This window comes from Micromonospora chaiyaphumensis (assembly GCF_900091435.1).
Lineage (GTDB): Bacteria > Actinomycetota > Actinomycetes > Mycobacteriales > Micromonosporaceae > Micromonospora > Micromonospora chaiyaphumensis.
This window is the reverse complement of record NZ_FMCS01000003.1, coordinates 487,367-503,954: the sequence shown is the minus strand read 5'-3', so window position 1 is coordinate 503,954 and position 16,588 is coordinate 487,367. Positions and strand designations below refer to the sequence as shown.

Sequence of the window (16,588 nt, the reverse complement as noted above, 5' to 3'; positions counted from 1 at the left end):
TGGACGACTGGCGATGCGCGGCGAGCATGTCGAACGCCTCTTCATCAACGGGTCCTCTGGGGTCCGGCAGCAGGCGGGCCGGCACGGTTTCCTCGATTTTCCACAGCGACCGCGGCGCCCAGTACGGCAGCAACACCGTGAACGTCTGTGGTCAGGGCGCTAGATCATACGGCGCCGTACCCGCCACACCACCACACCGATCAGGACCGCCGCGACAGCGACGAACAGGGCCGCCTCGATGAGCTGGAACGTCCAGAACCGGTCGGCCGGGTGGTAGACCTTGAACTGCTGGATGCCCCGCGCGTGCAGGAACTGGTTGAGGTTGGCGCCGGCCCGGTTGGCGGCGGCCTCCAGCTCGTAGTACTCGGTCCAGCTCAGCCTGCGCCCGGTGGCGTCTGCGTAGCCGCGTTCGATCATCCAGTCAGCGAAGCTGGGCGCCTCCTGGTCCTTCGAGCCGCCGACGGGGATCGGCTCCATGGTGGTGAGCGGCAGGGCGTACGCGGGACGGGCCAACAGCGCCACCGGCATCCGGGTGGCGAGGAACGCCCCGAACGCGACGCCGAACGCCGGCAGGCTGCGCCGCAGGATCGCCCCGGCGGCGGTGGCGACGCCGAACGCGAACAGCGCGTACGCCACCGGAACAAGTCCCTCCAGGTCGAAGGCGTCGTACTGGAACCGCCCTTCCCACGCGTCGAATGGCTGACGGAACCAGGTGAGCAGCGCGGTGAACATCCCGGTGAGCGTGACGGTGACGGCGGCCAGTGCCGCGAGCTTGGCCGCCAGCCAGCGCATCCGCGGCACGGCCTGCGTCCAGGCGAGCTGCCAGGTGCCGTCCTCCAGTTCGCGCGCGAGCAGTGGCGCACCGAGGAACGCACCGATGACGACGGGGACCAGATAGAAGCCTGCCAGGAGGTTCTCGACGAACCCGTACTCCTCGTCGAGCCGGCGGAAGGAGGCCGCGCAGGCCTCGTTGACCCCGGCATCTCCCGCACACCGGGCGGGACCGCCGGGGAACAGGTCGTGGGCCTGCGTCCCGAGCACGAGCAGGGCAATGCCGAACATGCCGACAAGCAGACCCAGGACGCAGACCTCGGTCCGGTGCTGGCGCCAGATCAACCACGTCATGCCGCCACCCCCGACGTGACCGCGGCGCTCGGCTCGGACGGCCGGCGCAGGTACGCCAGCACCAGGTCCTCCAGCGCGACCGGCTGGGCCTGCCACCCAGGCGCGGCCGGGATCGCGCCGTCGCGTACCAGCAGGGTCGTGTGCCGGTCGCTGTGGACGGCCTCCACGACGGCGCTGGCCTGGTCGAGGTCGGTGGCCGTGCGCGGGCCGACGAGCAGCCGGTGCTCGGCGAGGAGGGTGTCGATGTCACCGGTGAGCGTGACCCGGCCGTGGTTGAGCACGACCAGGTGGTCGCAGACGCGCTCCAGTTCGTGCACGACGTGGGAGGAGAACAGGACGGTCACCCCGCCTTCGGCCACCGCGCCCATGAGGACCTGCAGGAACTCGTGCCGGGCCAGCGGGTCGAGGCTGGCCACCGGCTCGTCGAGGACCAGCAGGTCCGGCCGCTTCGCCAGGGCCAGAGCCAACGCGACCTGGGCCTGCTGCCCACCGGAGAGCGTGCCGGCCCTGCGGTCGAGCGGGATGCCCAGCTTCGCCAGCCGGCGCTCGGCCAGCCCCTGGTCGAACCGCAGGTTGCAGGCCCGGCCGAAGCGGAGCATCTCGGCGACGGTGAAGCGCTTGTACAGCGGATGGTCCTGGGCCAGAAACCCGACCCGGGACAGAGTTTGCGGGGTGCTGGCGGTGACGTCGTGGCCGAGGACCTCCACCGTGCCGGTGCTCGGTGCCAGCAACCCGACGACCAGGCGCAGCAGCGTGGTCTTGCCCGCGCCGTTCGGCCCGACCAGGGCGATCACGCCGCCCGCCGGCAGGGCCAGGGTGCAGTCGCGCAGCGCCCAGCCCCTCCGGTACCGCTTGCCCAGACCGTCGGTGCGCAGCGCGAACTCGGTCGCTGTCACGCCACGTCCTCATTCCTCGTCTGCTGGTGGACGGAAGTGAAAAGCGCGTTGACCGCCTGCTCGTCGAGGCCGGCCGCGTAGGCGCGGCGCAGCCAGGCCGCCAGGCCGCGGCGCAGCGACGTGTACGTCGATGCCGGCATCACGGCCGACTGCTGTTCATTGACGAACGTGCCCTGACCGGGCCGGCCGGTGACCAGGTTCTCCTGCTCCATCTGCCGGTACGCCTTGGCGACGGTGTTCGGATTGATCGCCAGGTCCTCGACCACCTCGCGGATGAGCGGGAGGCGGTCACCGGGTTGGAGAAAGCCCAGCAGCACCGCCTGGCGGACCTGCTGGACGAGTTGCAGGTACGGCGGCACGCCGGAGTGGGTGTCGAGCCGGAAGACGAACACGATGGCCCCTTACTGCTATACTAGTGACATAGTAAAGCAGCAAAGCTGCTGGTCAAGAGGGCCGACGCGCCCGACCGCGCGGCAACACCCACCACCAGGCACTTCGCGCTCTGGCCAACCGACTCGCCGGCATCCTCCACGGCTGCCTACGCCACCTGCAGTTCCACAACGAGGCAATCGCCTGGCCCGCCCCTGGGACGGAACTGTCAGCAGCCGCTTGACAGTAGCGACGTGGGATATCCAGACAGACGCGGTCGAGCCCTGTCCTCCGTCGCCTGGTGCGCGACACTCGTCCGCCAACTGATTCGCGGCACCTCCGCGCGCTGATCGCCGCGGAAGCGGATGCGCCATGGGCGTCTTGGCGGGCTATGTTCGACTCAGGGCTGTTGGAGAAATTGCATCAGCTGTGCGGTGAGCTCGGCCGGCTGTTCCTCGAAGATCCAGTGGCCAGAGTCCTCGATGACGCCACCGGTTACCGTCGTGGCGTACCGCGCGACCTGGGTCGGTACCGCCTCCCCGAGGCTGGCTCGGGCCCCGAGTGCGAGAACCGGCATGGTCAGCTTCGTCTTGCCGTACTCGGCGTTGTCGGCGACATCTTGGGGCAGTGCGCGGAAGTAGTCGAAGCTGGCCCGCAGGTGAGCGTCGTCTTGCAGGTACCGGGCGTACTCGCGGACATCGTCATCGCCGATGGCGGTCTTCTGGACTTGAATCGAATCGGTGAACCGATCCACCCATAGGGCCTCGCGACCCTCCACGATCTGTTCTGGCAGGCCGTTGGGAAGGCTGAAGAATCCGAAGTTCCAGAAGGCCGGTCCCTTCGGGGTCAGTGACGGGAACTGGTACAGGCTCTGGTCGGGGATCGGCGCTTCCGTGAGCACGAGCTTGCGTACGTGGTCGCGGTGAGCGGCGGCATATGCGTACGCGACCATGGTCCCAATGTCGTGTCCGATCATGCTGACGTCGCGATCAAGGGCGAGGTGGGTGAGCAGGGCGTACACGTCGCCGGCGAGAGTCTTCTTGTCGTAGCCCCCTGCCGGGGCGTCACTGCCGCCCGATCCCCGAAGGTCAGGCGCGATGACCGTGTAGTGCTTGGCGAGCTCCGGCAGAACCTTGCGCCACATGTACCACGTCTGGGGATAGCCGTGCAGCAGGACCAGTGTGCTGCCCCGACCGCCCCGAACATAGTTGATCGTGACGTCGCCGACCCGCGCCGTCTGCTCCGTGAAGGAACCCGGAATCCGCTCGCCGCCCACTGCCACCCCCTCTGATGACACACGCGGTTCGCGGGCTACCCAAACCCGGGGCTCGTACACCTCACAAGCGCCGCCATATACCAGGGTCGAACCCGTACCCCCGACGACCCCAGCTGGATCGGCGCGCCGACACTCGTTCGTACCGACGCCGGCCTGGCAGTCAGCCGCCTCTCCCCCGAAGAGGCTGCGGAGCGAGACAAGGCTTGAGCGTTCGCACAGTGGATGAAACAGCTGCGATCAGCTCTGGCGGGGCCGCCGTAAGCAGCCCTCGGCACGCATTCCAAGTCTGCCCGGCGTGGTTCCTGTATCGCTGGATTCAAAGCCCGCAAACCAGAACCGCCGCGACGGGCAGCACCCAAGGAGCTCTCGCCCTGAACGGGATCGTCAGTCACGTGCTGCTCTACCGCACGCCCCAGCGGTGGCGCATCTCGGTCCGGGAAACACCAGACGCCATCGGCTGCGGCGACCTACCCGACACGCCACCAGACGCACCCATCGAGGCCGCCCAACAAGACCTCCTCGAACACCTCCGCAGACACTGGAACTTCACGGGCCAACTGACCTGGCAAGAAGAAAGACCCGACCGGTGGATCGCGAGACCCACCACCAACTGAGCGGGCTGTCCGGCAAGCGCCGTATCCGCGGGTGCGCGGCCCTGCGGCCCGGCCCGGTGACCGACCTGGCCACCGCCACCAAGACCGCCGTGCGCAGCCTCGCCCGCCGCTGGCTCACGCGCCAGGCCGAGATCGACGACCTCGACAAGCATCTGGCCAGCCTGGTCGCCCTGCCCGGCGTCGGCGTCGACACCGCTGGGCAGCTCCTTGTCACCGCGATGCCGACCGCGCCCCGTGGCGCATCACGCTGGTCCGCATGCGCTGCCACCAACCAACCAAGGACTACGTCACCCGCCGAACCGCCGAGGGCAAGACCAAGACCGAGATCATGCGCTGCCTGAAGCGCTACATCGCCGGAGACGCCTGTCGGCTGCTCGCCTCGCCACCTCTGCACCAGGCATCCTTGCCTGGTGCCACCGCGACTGACTGAGGACGAGTACAAGGCAACGATGGGACCCCACCCCACAAGAGTGGGCCCGGACCAGGAACCCCCCTTCGACTTCTGGCCCTACTTCGACTCCATCCCCGAAGACGACTTCAACGGGCACGACTTCTCCGAAGTCCGCGTCACCTACGTCTGGCAGTCGCCAGACGGGGCACACCAACACGTCCTGGTCGACTGCGAGACACCCAACGTCTTCCTGGTCCTAGTGCTCGACCTACATGCCTGCTCAGTCCTCGGCCACTTCCTACTCGACCTCAACCGGCTCTACGGACTCGCCTGAGCTGTGCAACCCGCCCCACTTGACGGAAATAGGAGGGTCAACCTCGCCGGCAGCCGGCTTGTCCGGTCTCGGGACCTGCATGACAGATCGGTATCAGGACCGGCCTCCACCGTCACCGCCACGGGCGAGGCCGTTCGACCCCAGGCCGCAGCAGCACATCCGCATCCCCCAGCGTTGCCGGTGGTACGACTGTTTCGGAGGCCGACAGGAGCGGCAGAAACGGGGCGAACCGATGACGGGTGGCGCGGCCCGGCTGGTGCGGGGGCCGGAGGAGCAGCGGGCGACGTTCCTGGACCTGTTCTTCGACCTGGTTTTTGTCTTCGCGCTCTTCCGGCTCTCGCAAGGACTGCTGGAGCATCTGAACTGGAGCGGCGCCTTCCAGACGCTGGTGTTGCTGCTCGCCCTGTGGTGGGTGTGGACCCAGTCGGCGGCGGTAGGCGACAGGTTCGACCCCTGGCAGCCCACGATACGGCGGCTGGCCATCGGGGCCATGTTCGGCAGCTTGGTGCTGGCGGCCGCAGCGCCTGCGGCGTTCGGCGGGCGTGGCCTGGCCTTCGCCGGCGTGTACGTCGCCGTCCAGGTCGGTCGCAGCCTGTTTCTCGTGATCTTTACGTGGGGCGACAAGCGGGCGCAGCGTCCCGAGCTGCGGGTGCTGTTCTGGTTCGGCGTGTCGGCGGTGCCGTGGCTCGCGGGCGCGGTCGTGCAGGGTTGGCCGCGTGGGGTGCTGTGGGCGTTGGCGGTGGCTGTGGACTACGCGGTGCCCGGACTCGGCTGGCCCATGCCGAGGCTGGGCCGCGCCGGTGCGGCGGAGTTTTCGGTCTCGGGCGAGTTCCTGGCCGAGCGGCTTCGGCAGTTCTTCATCATCGCGCTGGGCGAGCTGATTCTGGTGACGGGGTTGGGGCTCAGCAGCGGCGGCTTCGAGGCGGCCCGCGGCGCGGCGGTCGTGGTGGCGTTCGCGACCACGGTGCTGCTGTGGTGGATCTACATCTACCGTGCTGGGGAGGTGTTGGGCGGGGCCTTCGCCGTGGCCCGTGATCCGCTCCGCGTTGGCGTGTCGGCGATGTACGCCCACGCGGTCATGGTCGCCGCCATCGTCGCGATCTCCGTCGGCGACGAGCTCGTCATCGAGCATCCGTTGGGGCACGCACCACCGGCGTGGATCGCCGTCATCCTCGGCGGACCCGCACTGTTCCTCGCCGGACGGGCCATCTTCGAGTACGTGGTGTTCGGTCGGGTGTCCCGAGACCGCGTGGCCGGGGTCCTCGTGCTCGCCGCCATCTCGCCGGCAACGATCTTCCTGCCGCCGCTGCTGGTCGCCGCCGCCGCTGCTCTCGTCCTGGCCGCGATCGCCGTATCCGACGCAGCCCGTGCCCGAGGGCGCCCACCCGAGCGGCCCTCACCACCTGGCTAGCCGGAAAGTGTCACCCACGTCCCGAGACTGTTCTTCGCCGAGTTCGAACCGCCACGGGTGGGCCTCGCCGCAACATGTGCCTCGCGCGCCAGCCAGGGCCTGCGCGCGGACTATCGCGCGGTCGCCTCGGCAGGTGGCAGGAGCCCGAGTTGCGCAAGTTGGCCAGGGGATAGGTAGTCCACCGCCAAGCGACGGGCAATGTAGTCGGAGAGCGATGACGCGACGGGGACCTCCGGGTCACCAGTCCGCCCGGACGGCTCGAAGCGGGCGTTGATCATGCGGCAAACGACGTCGACGACGGGTGTGCCGTACTGCAGGGCAAGCGAGGTGGTGATCGACAGGGACTCGCACAGCCCCGCGAGGGTCGATCCCTGCTTCGCGGCCTTGAGAAAAATCTCGGCTGGCCGGCCGTCTGGCAGCTCGTTCACTGTCAGGCTGCCCGGCAGAGCGTCGAGGTGAAAGTCGTAGGTTCTTCCACGGCGCGTGCGTGACGGCTTTAGGCGGGCGTTCACGACGACGGTCATGCAGCGGATCATAGTAGACGTTGGCCGATGTTGTGGGTAACCGCGTCGCCTGCCGCAAGATGTGGTGTCTGGAGTGCGGCTGCCGCTCCTCGATCCTGTCCAGCCGGACCTGGCCCGTGAACTGTTCAGATGACCAGCGTTTCCCGGCCGCCGCGTCCTCCGGCATCTGACCGGCCGCACCGCACCACCGCACCCCGCCCGGCCCGAGCTGTTGCCACGCCCATCCGCCGTCGACTACCCCGCCGCGAGCCGGTCCGCCGCCGCCGTGGCGACCATCCGCGCGTACGGCTCGTCCCGGTCGGGCGAGAACATCACGGTGCCGACCAGGTCGCCGACCCGGACCACCGCGACGAGCGTCACGATCGGATCGGCGGCAAGTGTCTCACCCTCGTAGTACCACTGCTCCTCGCGGACGAGCAGCGCCTCGTCCCCGGCGAAGCCGGTGCCCACGACGGTGAACCTGCGGGGCGCCGGACTTCCGGGCACGGTCGACGGTGTCGCCGTGCCGGCGCAGGTGGCCAGCACGTGACGTACGTCGTCGAGCGCCCGCGGGCCCCACCCGTCCGCATACCGGTGCAGGTGTTCGTATACGTACCCGGCCGAGCCGGTGGCGTACCCGGTGAAGTCGAGGTCCGCCTGCCGGCGCAGCGACTGGTAGTCGGAGCTGCGGTAGGCCGCGCACAGATCGGCCCAGCGCCACGTGTCGCCGGAGAACGGCTCGCGGGGCAATTGCTTCCGCCACGCACCCGGCCCGAGATCCGCCGGCCGGAGCATGAGGGTGCCCAGGTCCGCCACGCCGGGGTCGGGCCTGCCGCTGCCGTTCGGGCTCGGCGGGGCGCTCGTTGCCGGGGTCGTCGGGCTCGGCGCCACGCTCGGCGACCCGGTGCCGCTCGGCGCCACGGTCGTACGGCTGGCACCGGGGGTTGGCGAGCCGTCGCCCGGCCCGAGGTTCGCGACCGAGCCGGCCCCCGCCCCCGCCACGGCGACGACGGCCAGGCCGGCGACGACCGCCTGGCGCTGCGAGCGCTGCCGTCCGCGACGGCGGACCGCCTCGGGGGACGCGAACGGCGCCGGCGGCTGCTGGCCCTGCAGCGGCGCGAACGTGCTCTCGAATCCGTCAGACATTGTGCGCCTCCGAAGGTGTCGCCTCGAGCAGGTTGGCAAGCGCTCGCCGGCCGCGGGACAGGCGGGCCTTCACGGTGCCGTCGGGCACGCCGGTCTCCCGCGCCACCTCGGCCACCGGTAGGCCGACCAGGTGGTGCAGCACCAAGGCGGTCCGCTGAGCGGGCGGCAACTGGGCGAGCGCGCCGACCAGCGCGACGCTGTCCGGGTTGGGGCCGGGCACGTCCGGCGGCGGGCCGGCACGACGGTAGGCATGCAGCGCCGAACGGGCCCGCCGCCAGCGACTCACCGCGACGCGGCGGGCGACCGTCCGTACCCAGGCCTCCGGATCGGCGTACTCGCCGACCGTCGACCACCGCTGCCAGGCCCGGGCGTACGCCTCGTGCACAACGTCCTGCGCCTCGGCGGCGTTGCCCGTGAGGGCGTACAGGCAGTCGTAAAGCCGCTGCCTGCTACCTCGGTAGAACGCGTCAAAGCTCTCCTCGCCTGACATGCGTCCCCTCCCTCCCCGCCTGGTCGTACCCCTAGTCACGCCGCACCCCCGCCTGCGGTTGCCTGCCGGGCAGTGGTTTCGCTCCTGAGCTGGCCGGGGGGACGCAGTATTCCGGAAGCACGGATCCTGGCACTGCGCCGTCAGATCCCACCGACGTCCGGACGTTCGTGAGAACGCTCGCTGGAAGCAGGCGCCTCAGCGCGCGGTCGGTACCTGCGGGTGTGACTTCGACGTCGGCGACGGCCCCCGACCGCGACGCGGGTGCGGCGGAGGCCCTGCGGTGCGTACAGTTCCGGGTCGGACTTGGGGTGGGCCGGGCAGATCCGGCGCAGGAAACGGGATGAGACAGCGACGGCATGGCGGCGGACAACATTACGGAAACCGGTCAATACGGCATCGATCGGAGCCTGCTGGAGACCTGTCTCAGCGTCTTTGAGGCGTTGGAGGACCTGCCTTCCGATCACCCCGACGTGGTGCGGGTGCAGCGGGCCACCGCGAAGTTCTACAAGGTGATCAAGCAGCGGCGACGCGAGGAACGGAGGGATGCCATCGCGGCGGCGGACCGCGCAGTGACGGCGGCCACCGCCACCGGCGCCCCGGGCCGGATCGACGACGAGACCCAGGGCATCCCGCTCGCCTCCCCCACCGTGGGTACCACGGCCGGCTTCCTCCACAACCCGCGCGGCTGCTACGTCTGCAAGCAGCGCTACCGCGAGGTGGACGCCTTCTACCATCAGCTCTGCCCGCCCTGCGCCGCGCTCAACCGGGAGCGCCGGAACGCCCGCACCGACCTGACCGGCCGGCGTGCGCTGCTCACCGGCGGCCGGGCGAAGATCGGCATGTACATCGCGCTGCGGCTGCTGCGCGACGGCGCGCACACCACCGTGACCACGCGGTTTCCCCACGACGCGGTCCGCCGATTCGCCGCGATGCCGGACAGCGGGGACTGGCTGCACCGCCTGCGAATCGTCGGGATCGACCTGCGCGACCCCGCCCAGGTGATCGCCCTCGCTGACTCGGTCAGCGGCCAGGGACCACTCGACATCCTGATCAACAACGCGGCGCAGACTGTCCGCCGCACGCCCGGGGCGTACGCGCAGCTCGTCGCCGCGGAGGCGGCGGCCCTGCCGGACGGCCCTTTGCCGGAGATGATCACGTTCGCCAAGCCTGCCGGCCAGGGCGACCCGGCGGGCCTGATCGCCCCGCCGCAGTCGGCCACGGTCACCCCGCAGGCGCTCACCGCGTTGGCGCTGACCAGCGGCTCCGCCTCGCCAGAACGGATCGCGGCAGCCACCGCCATCGACGCCGGCGGTCTGGTGCCAGACCTCGACCCGGTCAACAGCTGGGTGCAGCGGGTGCACGAGGTGGACCCGGTCGAGCTGCTCGAAGTGCAGTTGTGCAACGTGACCGCGCCATTCGTGCTGGTCAGCCGGCTGCGACCAGCGATGGCCGCAGCGACCGCCCGCCGCAAGTACGTGGTGAACGTGTCGGCGATGGAGGGCCAGTTCGCCCGCGGCTACAAGGGGCCAGGGCACCCGCACACCAACATGGCCAAGGCCGCGCTGAACATGCTGACCCGGACCAGCGCCCAGGAGATGCTGGCCGACGGCATCCTGATGACCAGCGTCGATACCGGCTGGATCACCGACGAGCGGCCCCACCCGACGAAGATGCGGCTGGCGGACGCGGGCTTCCACGCCCCGCTGGATCTGGTCGACGGCGCGGCCCGGGTGTACGACCCGATCGTTCGCGGCGAACAGGGCGAAGACCTTTACGGCTGCTTCCTGAAGGACTACGCGCCCTGCGCTTGGTGATCATTGCGCCCCTGTCGGCCGCCCAGGCTCGGGCCGACACGGTCAGCACCGTCGCCCCGTCCACCACAGGCCCCAAGCTGCGGTGGACGGGGCGACAGGCGTTCAACGAGCGGCGGCACTGCTCGCCGCTTGAAGTCCCCAGCGCGCCCCACGGGCATCCGCTCGTTGGCACGTCCCGCGTGTCGACACCTGAGGATCGCGCAGCTGCCAGTTGCGGATGACGTCACCAGAGCACTCACCTGCGGCAGCAGGGTCGCCAGCGTGGCGAGGTTGGCCATCACGCTCACCTCCCTCGACGGCGAGGGTGATGACGGAGACATCACGGACCCACCACCCTTGCCGAGCAGCGCGCCGACCTGGCGAGGTCGCTCGCACTGATCAGCTCCGGCCCGAGTCACGATGCGCTCTTTCCGCAGCCGTTGATCCTGCGGGTCCTGTTGGCGCCGCAGCTCGGTCGCTGCTGTGGTCGAGGCGTTCGGACGCGATGATCTGCGGTGGTCTCAGGGGCGACAGCCGCGCTCACGTGGAGTTGGGGACGACTTGGTCGCTGGGGCGCGGGGCATTATGTACCGCGCGATGAGGTCGGCGCTGCGCCGCATCGGTGTGTACATCGCCGAGCGGCGCCTGCCCGATGCAGTCTGACGGTGTCCACATCTCAGGGGGAAGCGCGCAGTTCTCCAAGTCGCCCGTCCGCGGCCAGCCGCGGACCTACGCGATCGCGTGCGTGCAGCGCATCGACTCGTCGGGGGTGGCTTGGCCGTGGGTGCGCTGGAGGTGCGCCTCGCCCCACACCCGGACGCCTTCCACGACGGGCAGAACCGTGGTGCCGTAGGAGGTGAGCCTGTAGATGATTGGGGCCGGAACGGGTCCGGTCACGACGCGCTCGACGAGCCCGTCAGCCTCGAGCTCGCGCAGCTGCTCGGCCAGCACCTTGGGCGTGATCGGCGCGCCCAGACGGCGGAGGCCGGCGAAGTGGCACTCGCCATGGGCCAGCCAGTACAGAAGGGTCAGCTTCCACTTTCCACCGATCGCGGCAAACGCCGCGGCCATCGGGCAGCCGGGTAGCGGATTGGGGCGCGACGGTGAGGGGTTACCTGAAGGTGCCTTCTTGTTCATGGGAGTGCTCCGCTCAGATAGTCGGATCATGAACCTTCACACCAAGATCACCGTGCCGTACAAGCAGATTCTGGTCCCGTGCCTGTCGCTTCTCATGCTGACCGTGATAGCGGCGTCGGGCGACGCGGCGGCGGCTCCCCGCGGGGCTTCGGCGGCTGTCGAGGACGGCCAACGTGACTTCGACTGGGAGATCGGTGCGTGGCATACCAAGGTGCGGGTGCTCGCCGATCCGCTCTCGGAATCGGAAGATGAATGGCTCCACTTCGAGGGTACGAGCGTCGTGCGCCCACTGCTGGACCGGCGCGCGAATGTCGTCGAACTCAAGGTCTCGGGGCCGAACGGACGGATCGAGGGCCTCAATCTGCGGCTCTATGAGCCCCAAGCGGGGCGCTGGAGCCTGACCTTCGTGAACATCCGCGATGGACTGCTCACCCCGTCCGTGTACGGCGGGTTCCACGACGGAGTGGGCGAGTTCTACGGCGACGACCAACTCGGGGGACGCCCGATCAAAGTGCGCTTCCTCATCCTCCGACAGGGCCCAGACAAGGCGAGGTTCGAGCAGGCCTTCTCAGATGACGGCGGGAAGACGTGGGAGACGAACTGGATCGCCGTGGACAACCGAATCGACAATGCCAGCTGAGCGCCTTTCAACCTCGACGCCCGTTCGTGAACGCCGAGGTCGCCCTGGTGCACCGGTACGGCGACGCCGCACGGCAACGGCGTGGGACGCCGGACCCGGTCCCCGGTGACGGCGTGCGACGGGCCGGTCTCCGACAACGGGGCGCCACGGTGAACCACGAGGACTTCCACGGACTCGGGTGCGGCTAGCTGGTGGCTCCCACCTATCCGGGAGGTCCTCACCCGTGCACAGAACAAGCCAGGCCTCCGGACCCGGCCCGCCGGGTCCATAGCGGGTCGACGTTCACCGCTGCGGCACCGGTACCGGCGGCCGCGGCCCGAAGTGCACCGCGGTGACCTTCCCGCCGCTCCGCACGAGGATGGACAGCATCCGCTGCCGCGCCTCCGTGCCCGGTCCCGGACGAACCACAGGTGGGAGTGCGCGTTCGCCGGGATGTTCTCGAAGTCGCCGAGCGCATGCCGGAGGTGCAGCCGGGCGGTGGCCAGCTGCTCGGTGGCGCCTGGTGCGGCCACCCGTCGCTCGTGGCCGCGGCGGAGGGCGGCGAGCGTTGTTGCGTGTCGGCGTCCTACTGCTCGCTCGCGGAGTTGGCCGCCTCCCACAGCGCGGCGACCGCCGTGCGCACCGCCGGGGTGTGCTCGACCGCGTCGTGCACCACCACGTGTATCGACCGGATCGGCGTCGGGCGGACCACCCGAACGCGGGTCACGCCGTCGGGCAGGTGTGCCGCGCCGAGCGCGGGGAGCACCGTGAGACCGATGCCGGCTGCCACGAAGGCGAGCGCCGTCGGGTAGTCGTGCGCCTCGACGCGGAAGGCCGGGCTGAATCCGGCGGCGGTGCAGGCCTCGATGAGGTTGGCGCGACACCAGCCGCGGGCGAAGTCGTTGTCGACCCAGCGCTCGTCGGCGAGGTCGGCCAGGTCCACCTCCTCCTGCCCGGCGAGGCGGTGCCCGGTGGGAAGGACGGCCACGTAGGGGTCGTCGAGGAGGTGATGGGTGGTGAAACCCGAACCGGGGTCGAAGCCGTTGCCCGCCACGACCACCTGGACATCGGCGCGTTCCTCCCGGCTGTCCGGGATGTGTTCACGCAGTTCCAGGTCGAGCCGGACTCCGGGGAGCTCGGTGAGGATGCGCCGCACCACGAGCGGCATCCACGCGGCGCCCACTGACGCGAAGTACGCGATGGACAGCGCGCCGGTGCGTCCGGTGCGCAGGTCGGCGATCAGCGACTCGGCCGCTCCGATCCGGGCGAGCACCCGGTCCGCTTCGGCGGCGAGGGCATGCCCGGCAGCCGTGGGCCGCAGGCCGCGTCCCGCTCGGGCGAGGAGGGTCAGACCTGTCTCGCGCTGGAGCGCGGTGAGGTGCTGGCTGATCGCGGAGGGGGTGTAGCCCAGGTTGGCGGCGGCCGCCTGGACGGACCCGGACGCCACGACGGAGCGGAAGACACGGAGGCGGTGGACGTCGAGCATGCCACGACAGTAAAGCCCCACTAAACCGTTGTGAAGAAATAGTCGCTGGTGCTGAACATTCAGGCGCACGAAGATCGCTCCATGAGGCGTGCACAGCTCACCGCCACCCCGAGCCGGCCGGCCGTCACCGAGGGCGACCGCGCGAGCGGAGCGTACCCCCGGTCCTGGCCGACGGTCGGTGCCGCCGGCACCACCGTGTTCCTGTGGGCGTCGGCGTTCGTCGGCATCCGCTTCGCCGGGCACGACTACTCCCCCGGTGCGATGGCGTTGGGCCGTATGGCATCGGCATCCATCGCGCTGAGCGCGTTCATGGCATTCACCGGCGGCCTCCGACGCCGCAGCACGCGAGCACAGCACGCTCTGCCCGGGCCGGAGACGACGGCTCCCCGCCGGGCCGCCCTGCCCCGTGGCGGAACTCTGGGACTGGTCGCGGTCTGGGGCGTGGCCTGGTTCGGCGGATACAACGTGGCGCTCAACGCTGCCGAGCGGCTGGTCGACGCCGGGACGGCGGCACTGCTGGTGGCGGTCGCGCCCATTCTCGTCGCGGTCGCCGCGGTCCTCGTTCTGAACGAGCGGCTCACCGGCCGGCTCGGCGTCGGGGTGGCAATCGCCTTCGCCGGCGTCGCCCTGATCGCCGCCAGCGGTTTCACCGGACACGCCGACAAGGTCGGCGTCGCGCTGGCGGTGCTCTCCGCCCTGCTGTACGCCTTCGGCGTACTACTCCAGAAGCGCCTACTGGCGCGGGTGGACGCCGTGACGATGACCTGGCTCGGCGCGCTGGCCGGGACCGCGGCCCTGCTGCCGTTCGCCCCCACGCTCCTCGCAGAGCTCGCCACGGCCCCACCGCCGGCCACCTTGGGCATGCTGTACCTGGGCGTGTTCCCGACCGCCATCGGCTTCCTCACCTGGGGCTACGTCCTGTCCCGCTGGACGGCGGGCCGCACCACCGCCGCGACCTACCTGGCGCCGCCGGTGACCGTCCTGCTGTCGTGGACGCTGCTCGGCGAGGTGCCGGCGCCGCTCGCCCTGCTGGGCGGCGCGCTGTGCCTGAGCGGCGTGGTCCTCGCCACGCGCCGCTGACGTCGATGCTCTCGCGCCGGTCGTCGGCCCTCGGGAGGCGGCCGGGCCGGCGGGCGGCCCGTACTGCGGCTGAACCCTGCCAGAACTCAGAGAGCCGCGGGTGGCTCAGCCCCTCTTCGCGGCTGAACTTGCGGCCGAAGATCGGGCTGTCTCCTGCAACCTCGCCACCGCTGACGAGCGTCGCAGCAGGCGTCGGCGAGTCGACTACAGGGCCAACCCGGCAGCCAAAGGTGACGTGGTCGTCGTAGCGAGAGTCCGCCCCGGTCGGCAGCCGGTGTCCTCCGTCGACTGATGCGCGACAGTCGTCGGCCAGATGATGCGCGCCGGTGGAACGAGCTTTGTCGACGGGTTCTCGATGTCCTCACCGACCCCCGCACCTCGGACTTCGGCTGCCGGTCAGCGGCAAGCTTCAGGGGCGTGCACGTAGGGGTGCTGCGAGCGTGGCGAACCGGCTGGCGGTGTCCATCTCGTTCGGCAGATCGAGGATTGGGCCGAGCGCGGCGGCCCATCCGTGGCAGAACAGTTGCCAGCCGTCGTAAACGACCAACCCATCCTGGGCGCGGGCTTGCCGCAGCATGGCCAGGTCACCCCGGTAGTTCAGGTCCCACACCACGGCAGCGGGTGGGAACTCGGCGACTGGCGACAGGGGGTTACCGGGACGGTCCTTGCCGAGTCCGGTGGCGTTGACGATGAGCGTTCCGGGCGGACCGGACGCAACGAGCTGATCCCACGGCCCTGCGCCGAGGTGTATCTCGAGGCGCACTCGCCGGGACTCGGCCCACGGACCGAGCACAGCCTCCAGATGACTGCCGGCCGCGCCGCTGCGGTCGGTGAACACCAGGCGAGCCGGTGGCGCGGGACGGGCAAGCAGGTGACGGCCGAGCGCGATGGCGCTACCGCCGGCTCCCAGACAGACGACGTGTTCTCCGTCGGGCCAGATGTCGTCGACGACTCGCCCGACGGAGATCGGGTCCCGGGCGAAGCCGGCCAGCCTGCCCGTCTCACGCCGTAGGGCGTTGACCTCTCCGCACTCGGCCGCCAGCGGGTCGAGCCGGTCGATGAGGTCGCCAGCCTCGCGCAGTACGGCCACCTTGTGCGTCGTGATGACGGCGCCGAGCACGTCATCGCTGCCGGCCAGCTCGGTCACCAAGGCGCGGTACGCCTCACTGGGGGCGGCCAAGGGCACGTCGCGACCTACGAGACGTACGTCAAGACCAAGGTCGCCCATCCAGATCGGGAACGCCTCATGGATCACCGACTTGCCTGTCGACACCCCAACAAACCAAACCGTGAACGCCACCGGCCAAGGGTAATCATCAACCCGCAGCTGAAGGCCCGGAACGTGGCCCACGGGTGGCGGGCCCGCTCCCCCCTGCGGACCTCGCGCGGTCACTCCTTCCGGCCCTCAGGGTGTCCCGGCCGTTGGAGGTAGAGCGGCCGGGCTCCACCCGAGGAACGTTCAGCTGGAGCTGCAGCTGGGGATCGGGCGTCCGGCGCGGGTCAGTGGCCGGAGTTTCGGCGCGCTGGGCAGGTGCAGCGGTAGGTCCGGCCGGAGCCGTGCTGGCAGAGCAGGTGGTAGTCGCCGAGCGCCCGTTGTTGCGCCTCCAGGTCGTGGCGCCGCCACACCGCCACTGCGGACCAGTCCCCCGCCACGTCGACGTGGCCGGTCTCGATCGGCGTGGTCGACGACGGCGAGGAGCCGGTGCAGGACATCCGGCCGGTCGGCGGCGTCCGGCACCAGCCACTCGGCAACCGGGTCCCGGGACAGCGCGTCAACCAACTGCGCGGTGACGGCGGGAACGTCGGCCGGGGAAGTGATCCTCGATCTGCAGATGGCGCCACGCCGGGCCCAGCCGGAAGCGGCTGCTCGCCGATGCCGTCGCCCCGGCGCGTCCGGGTGGAGGGCGCCGGCGAAGGA

Annotated in this window: 17 protein-coding genes and 1 pseudogene; 7 read left to right on the top strand and 11 right to left on the bottom strand. The window is 70.2% G+C overall.

The window, feature by feature from the left end:
• Positions 1–159: 159 nt before the first annotated feature.
• From GA0070214_RS11460 to GA0070214_RS11450, 3 genes are read right to left on the bottom strand one after another with little or no spacing between them, the layout of a single operon-like run.
• A complete protein-coding gene (locus GA0070214_RS11460; protein WP_091261936.1) occupies positions 160–1,125 on the bottom strand; it encodes an ABC transporter permease subunit in 966 nt (321 codons plus the stop codon).
• Positions 1,122–2,021: an ABC transporter ATP-binding protein gene (locus GA0070214_RS11455; RefSeq protein WP_091261935.1), complete on the bottom strand. Its 900-nt coding sequence runs from the start codon at positions 2,019–2,021 to the stop codon at positions 1,122–1,124. The genes GA0070214_RS11460 and GA0070214_RS11455 overlap by 4 nt, the downstream gene beginning before the upstream one ends.
• Positions 2,018–2,413, bottom strand: coding sequence for a GntR family transcriptional regulator (locus GA0070214_RS11450; protein WP_091261934.1), 396 nt, complete (start codon positions 2,411–2,413; stop codon positions 2,018–2,020). Before GA0070214_RS11450 ends, GA0070214_RS11455 begins: the two co-directional genes overlap by 4 nt.
• 65 nt (positions 2,414–2,478) lie before the next feature.
• On the opposite strand from GA0070214_RS11450, the pseudogene GA0070214_RS33010 reads away from it, so the two are divergent.
• Positions 2,479–2,634: pseudogene (locus tag GA0070214_RS33010) on the top strand (IS110 family transposase); the annotation flags it as partial.
• A 156-nt stretch (positions 2,635–2,790) separates the two neighbouring features.
• On the opposite strand, the gene GA0070214_RS11445 reads toward GA0070214_RS33010, so the two are convergent.
• Positions 2,791–3,666, bottom strand: coding sequence for an alpha/beta fold hydrolase (locus tag GA0070214_RS11445; protein WP_091261933.1), 876 nt, complete (start codon positions 3,664–3,666; stop codon positions 2,791–2,793).
• A gap of 586 nt (positions 3,667–4,252) precedes the next feature.
• Between GA0070214_RS11445 and GA0070214_RS31445 the strand changes: the two genes are divergently transcribed.
• The 3 genes from GA0070214_RS31445 to GA0070214_RS11435 all read left to right on the top strand — a co-directional run bounded on the left by GA0070214_RS31445 (position 4,253) and on the right by GA0070214_RS11435 (position 6,416).
• The gene (locus GA0070214_RS31445; RefSeq protein ID WP_139141831.1) at positions 4,253–4,621 is read left to right on the top strand and encodes a hypothetical protein; all 369 of its coding nucleotides are present in this window, start codon (positions 4,253–4,255) and stop codon (positions 4,619–4,621) included.
• A 69-nt stretch (positions 4,622–4,690) separates the two neighbouring features.
• Complete coding sequence (locus GA0070214_RS11440) at positions 4,691–5,005, top strand: hypothetical protein (RefSeq protein ID WP_139141830.1); 315 nt, start codon at positions 4,691–4,693, stop codon at positions 5,003–5,005.
• Between the two features lie 232 nt (positions 5,006–5,237).
• Positions 5,238–6,416 (top strand): low temperature requirement protein A, encoded by a 1,179-nt coding sequence (locus tag GA0070214_RS11435; RefSeq protein ID WP_091261931.1) that lies wholly within the window; start codon positions 5,238–5,240, stop codon positions 6,414–6,416.
• 110 nt (positions 6,417–6,526) lie between these two features.
• On the opposite strand, the gene GA0070214_RS11430 is transcribed toward GA0070214_RS11435, so the two are convergent.
• The 3 genes from GA0070214_RS11430 to GA0070214_RS11420 all read right to left on the bottom strand — a co-directional run bounded on the left by GA0070214_RS11430 (position 6,527) and on the right by GA0070214_RS11420 (position 8,555).
• The gene (locus tag GA0070214_RS11430) at positions 6,527–6,940 is read right to left on the bottom strand and encodes a TSCPD domain-containing protein (RefSeq protein ID WP_139141829.1); all 414 of its coding nucleotides are present in this window, start codon (positions 6,938–6,940) and stop codon (positions 6,527–6,529) included.
• Positions 6,941–7,174: 234 nt separating this feature from the next.
• Positions 7,175–8,065, bottom strand: a complete 891-nt coding sequence (locus GA0070214_RS11425; RefSeq protein ID WP_091261929.1) for a hypothetical protein — start codon at positions 8,063–8,065, stop codon at positions 7,175–7,177.
• Positions 8,058–8,555, bottom strand: a complete 498-nt coding sequence (locus GA0070214_RS11420; RefSeq protein ID WP_091261928.1) for a SigE family RNA polymerase sigma factor — start codon at positions 8,553–8,555, stop codon at positions 8,058–8,060. The genes GA0070214_RS11425 and GA0070214_RS11420 overlap by 8 nt, the downstream gene beginning before the upstream one ends.
• Before the next feature lie 356 nt (positions 8,556–8,911).
• Here GA0070214_RS11420 and GA0070214_RS11415 point away from each other — a divergent pair, with 356 nt between their 5' ends.
• A complete protein-coding gene (locus tag GA0070214_RS11415; RefSeq protein ID WP_091261927.1) occupies positions 8,912–10,369 on the top strand; it encodes an SDR family oxidoreductase in 1,458 nt (485 codons plus the stop codon).
• 708 nt (positions 10,370–11,077) lie between these two features.
• Here the strand turns inward: GA0070214_RS11415 and GA0070214_RS11410 are convergent.
• Positions 11,078–11,485: a winged helix-turn-helix transcriptional regulator gene (locus GA0070214_RS11410; RefSeq protein WP_208602721.1), complete on the bottom strand. Its 408-nt coding sequence runs from the start codon at positions 11,483–11,485 to the stop codon at positions 11,078–11,080.
• 28 nt (positions 11,486–11,513) lie between these two features.
• On the opposite strand from GA0070214_RS11410, the gene GA0070214_RS11405 reads away from it, so the two are divergent.
• The gene (locus GA0070214_RS11405; protein WP_208602720.1) at positions 11,514–12,125 is read left to right on the top strand and encodes a hypothetical protein; all 612 of its coding nucleotides are present in this window, start codon (positions 11,514–11,516) and stop codon (positions 12,123–12,125) included.
• A 565-nt stretch (positions 12,126–12,690) separates the two neighbouring features.
• On the opposite strand, the gene GA0070214_RS11400 is transcribed toward GA0070214_RS11405, so the two are convergent.
• Complete coding sequence (locus GA0070214_RS11400; RefSeq protein ID WP_091261925.1) at positions 12,691–13,590, bottom strand: LysR family transcriptional regulator; 900 nt, start codon at positions 13,588–13,590, stop codon at positions 12,691–12,693.
• A gap of 81 nt (positions 13,591–13,671) precedes the next feature.
• Between GA0070214_RS11400 and GA0070214_RS11395 the strand changes: the two genes are divergently transcribed.
• Positions 13,672–14,670 (top strand): DMT family transporter, encoded by a 999-nt coding sequence (locus GA0070214_RS11395; RefSeq protein WP_091261924.1) that lies wholly within the window; start codon positions 13,672–13,674, stop codon positions 14,668–14,670.
• 409 nt (positions 14,671–15,079) lie between these two features.
• Here GA0070214_RS11395 and GA0070214_RS11390 read toward each other — a convergent pair whose 3' ends face one another.
• Positions 15,080–15,970, bottom strand: coding sequence for a shikimate dehydrogenase family protein (locus tag GA0070214_RS11390; RefSeq protein ID WP_091261923.1), 891 nt, complete (start codon positions 15,968–15,970; stop codon positions 15,080–15,082).
• 200 nt (positions 15,971–16,170) lie between these two features.
• Complete coding sequence (locus GA0070214_RS11385; protein ID WP_091261922.1) at positions 16,171–16,383, bottom strand: hypothetical protein; 213 nt, start codon at positions 16,381–16,383, stop codon at positions 16,171–16,173.
• Positions 16,384–16,588 lie beyond the last annotated feature (205 nt).

Coding starts and splice junctions, on each gene's coding strand:
- GA0070214_RS11385 (WP_091261922.1), bottom strand. CDS start 16,383: ATGTCCTGCACCGGCTCCTCGCCGTCGTCGACCACGCCGATCGAGACC.
- GA0070214_RS11435 (WP_091261931.1), top strand. CDS start 5,238: ATGACGGGTGGCGCGGCCCGGCTGGTGCGGGGGCCGGAGGAGCAGCGG.
- GA0070214_RS11395 (WP_091261924.1), top strand. CDS start 13,672: ATGAGGCGTGCACAGCTCACCGCCACCCCGAGCCGGCCGGCCGTCACC.
- GA0070214_RS11415 (WP_091261927.1), top strand. CDS start 8,912: ATGGCGGCGGACAACATTACGGAAACCGGTCAATACGGCATCGATCGG.
- GA0070214_RS11425 (WP_091261929.1), bottom strand. CDS start 8,065: ATGTCTGACGGATTCGAGAGCACGTTCGCGCCGCTGCAGGGCCAGCAG.
- GA0070214_RS11430 (WP_139141829.1), bottom strand. CDS start 6,940: ATGACCGTCGTCGTGAACGCCCGCCTAAAGCCGTCACGCACGCGCCGT.
- GA0070214_RS11460 (WP_091261936.1), bottom strand. CDS start 1,125: ATGACGTGGTTGATCTGGCGCCAGCACCGGACCGAGGTCTGCGTCCTG.
- GA0070214_RS11420 (WP_091261928.1), bottom strand. CDS start 8,555: ATGTCAGGCGAGGAGAGCTTTGACGCGTTCTACCGAGGTAGCAGGCAG.
- GA0070214_RS11400 (WP_091261925.1), bottom strand. CDS start 13,590: ATGCTCGACGTCCACCGCCTCCGTGTCTTCCGCTCCGTCGTGGCGTCC.
- GA0070214_RS11405 (WP_208602720.1), top strand. CDS start 11,514: ATGAACCTTCACACCAAGATCACCGTGCCGTACAAGCAGATTCTGGTC.
- GA0070214_RS11410 (WP_208602721.1), bottom strand. CDS start 11,485: ATGAACAAGAAGGCACCTTCAGGTAACCCCTCACCGTCGCGCCCCAAT.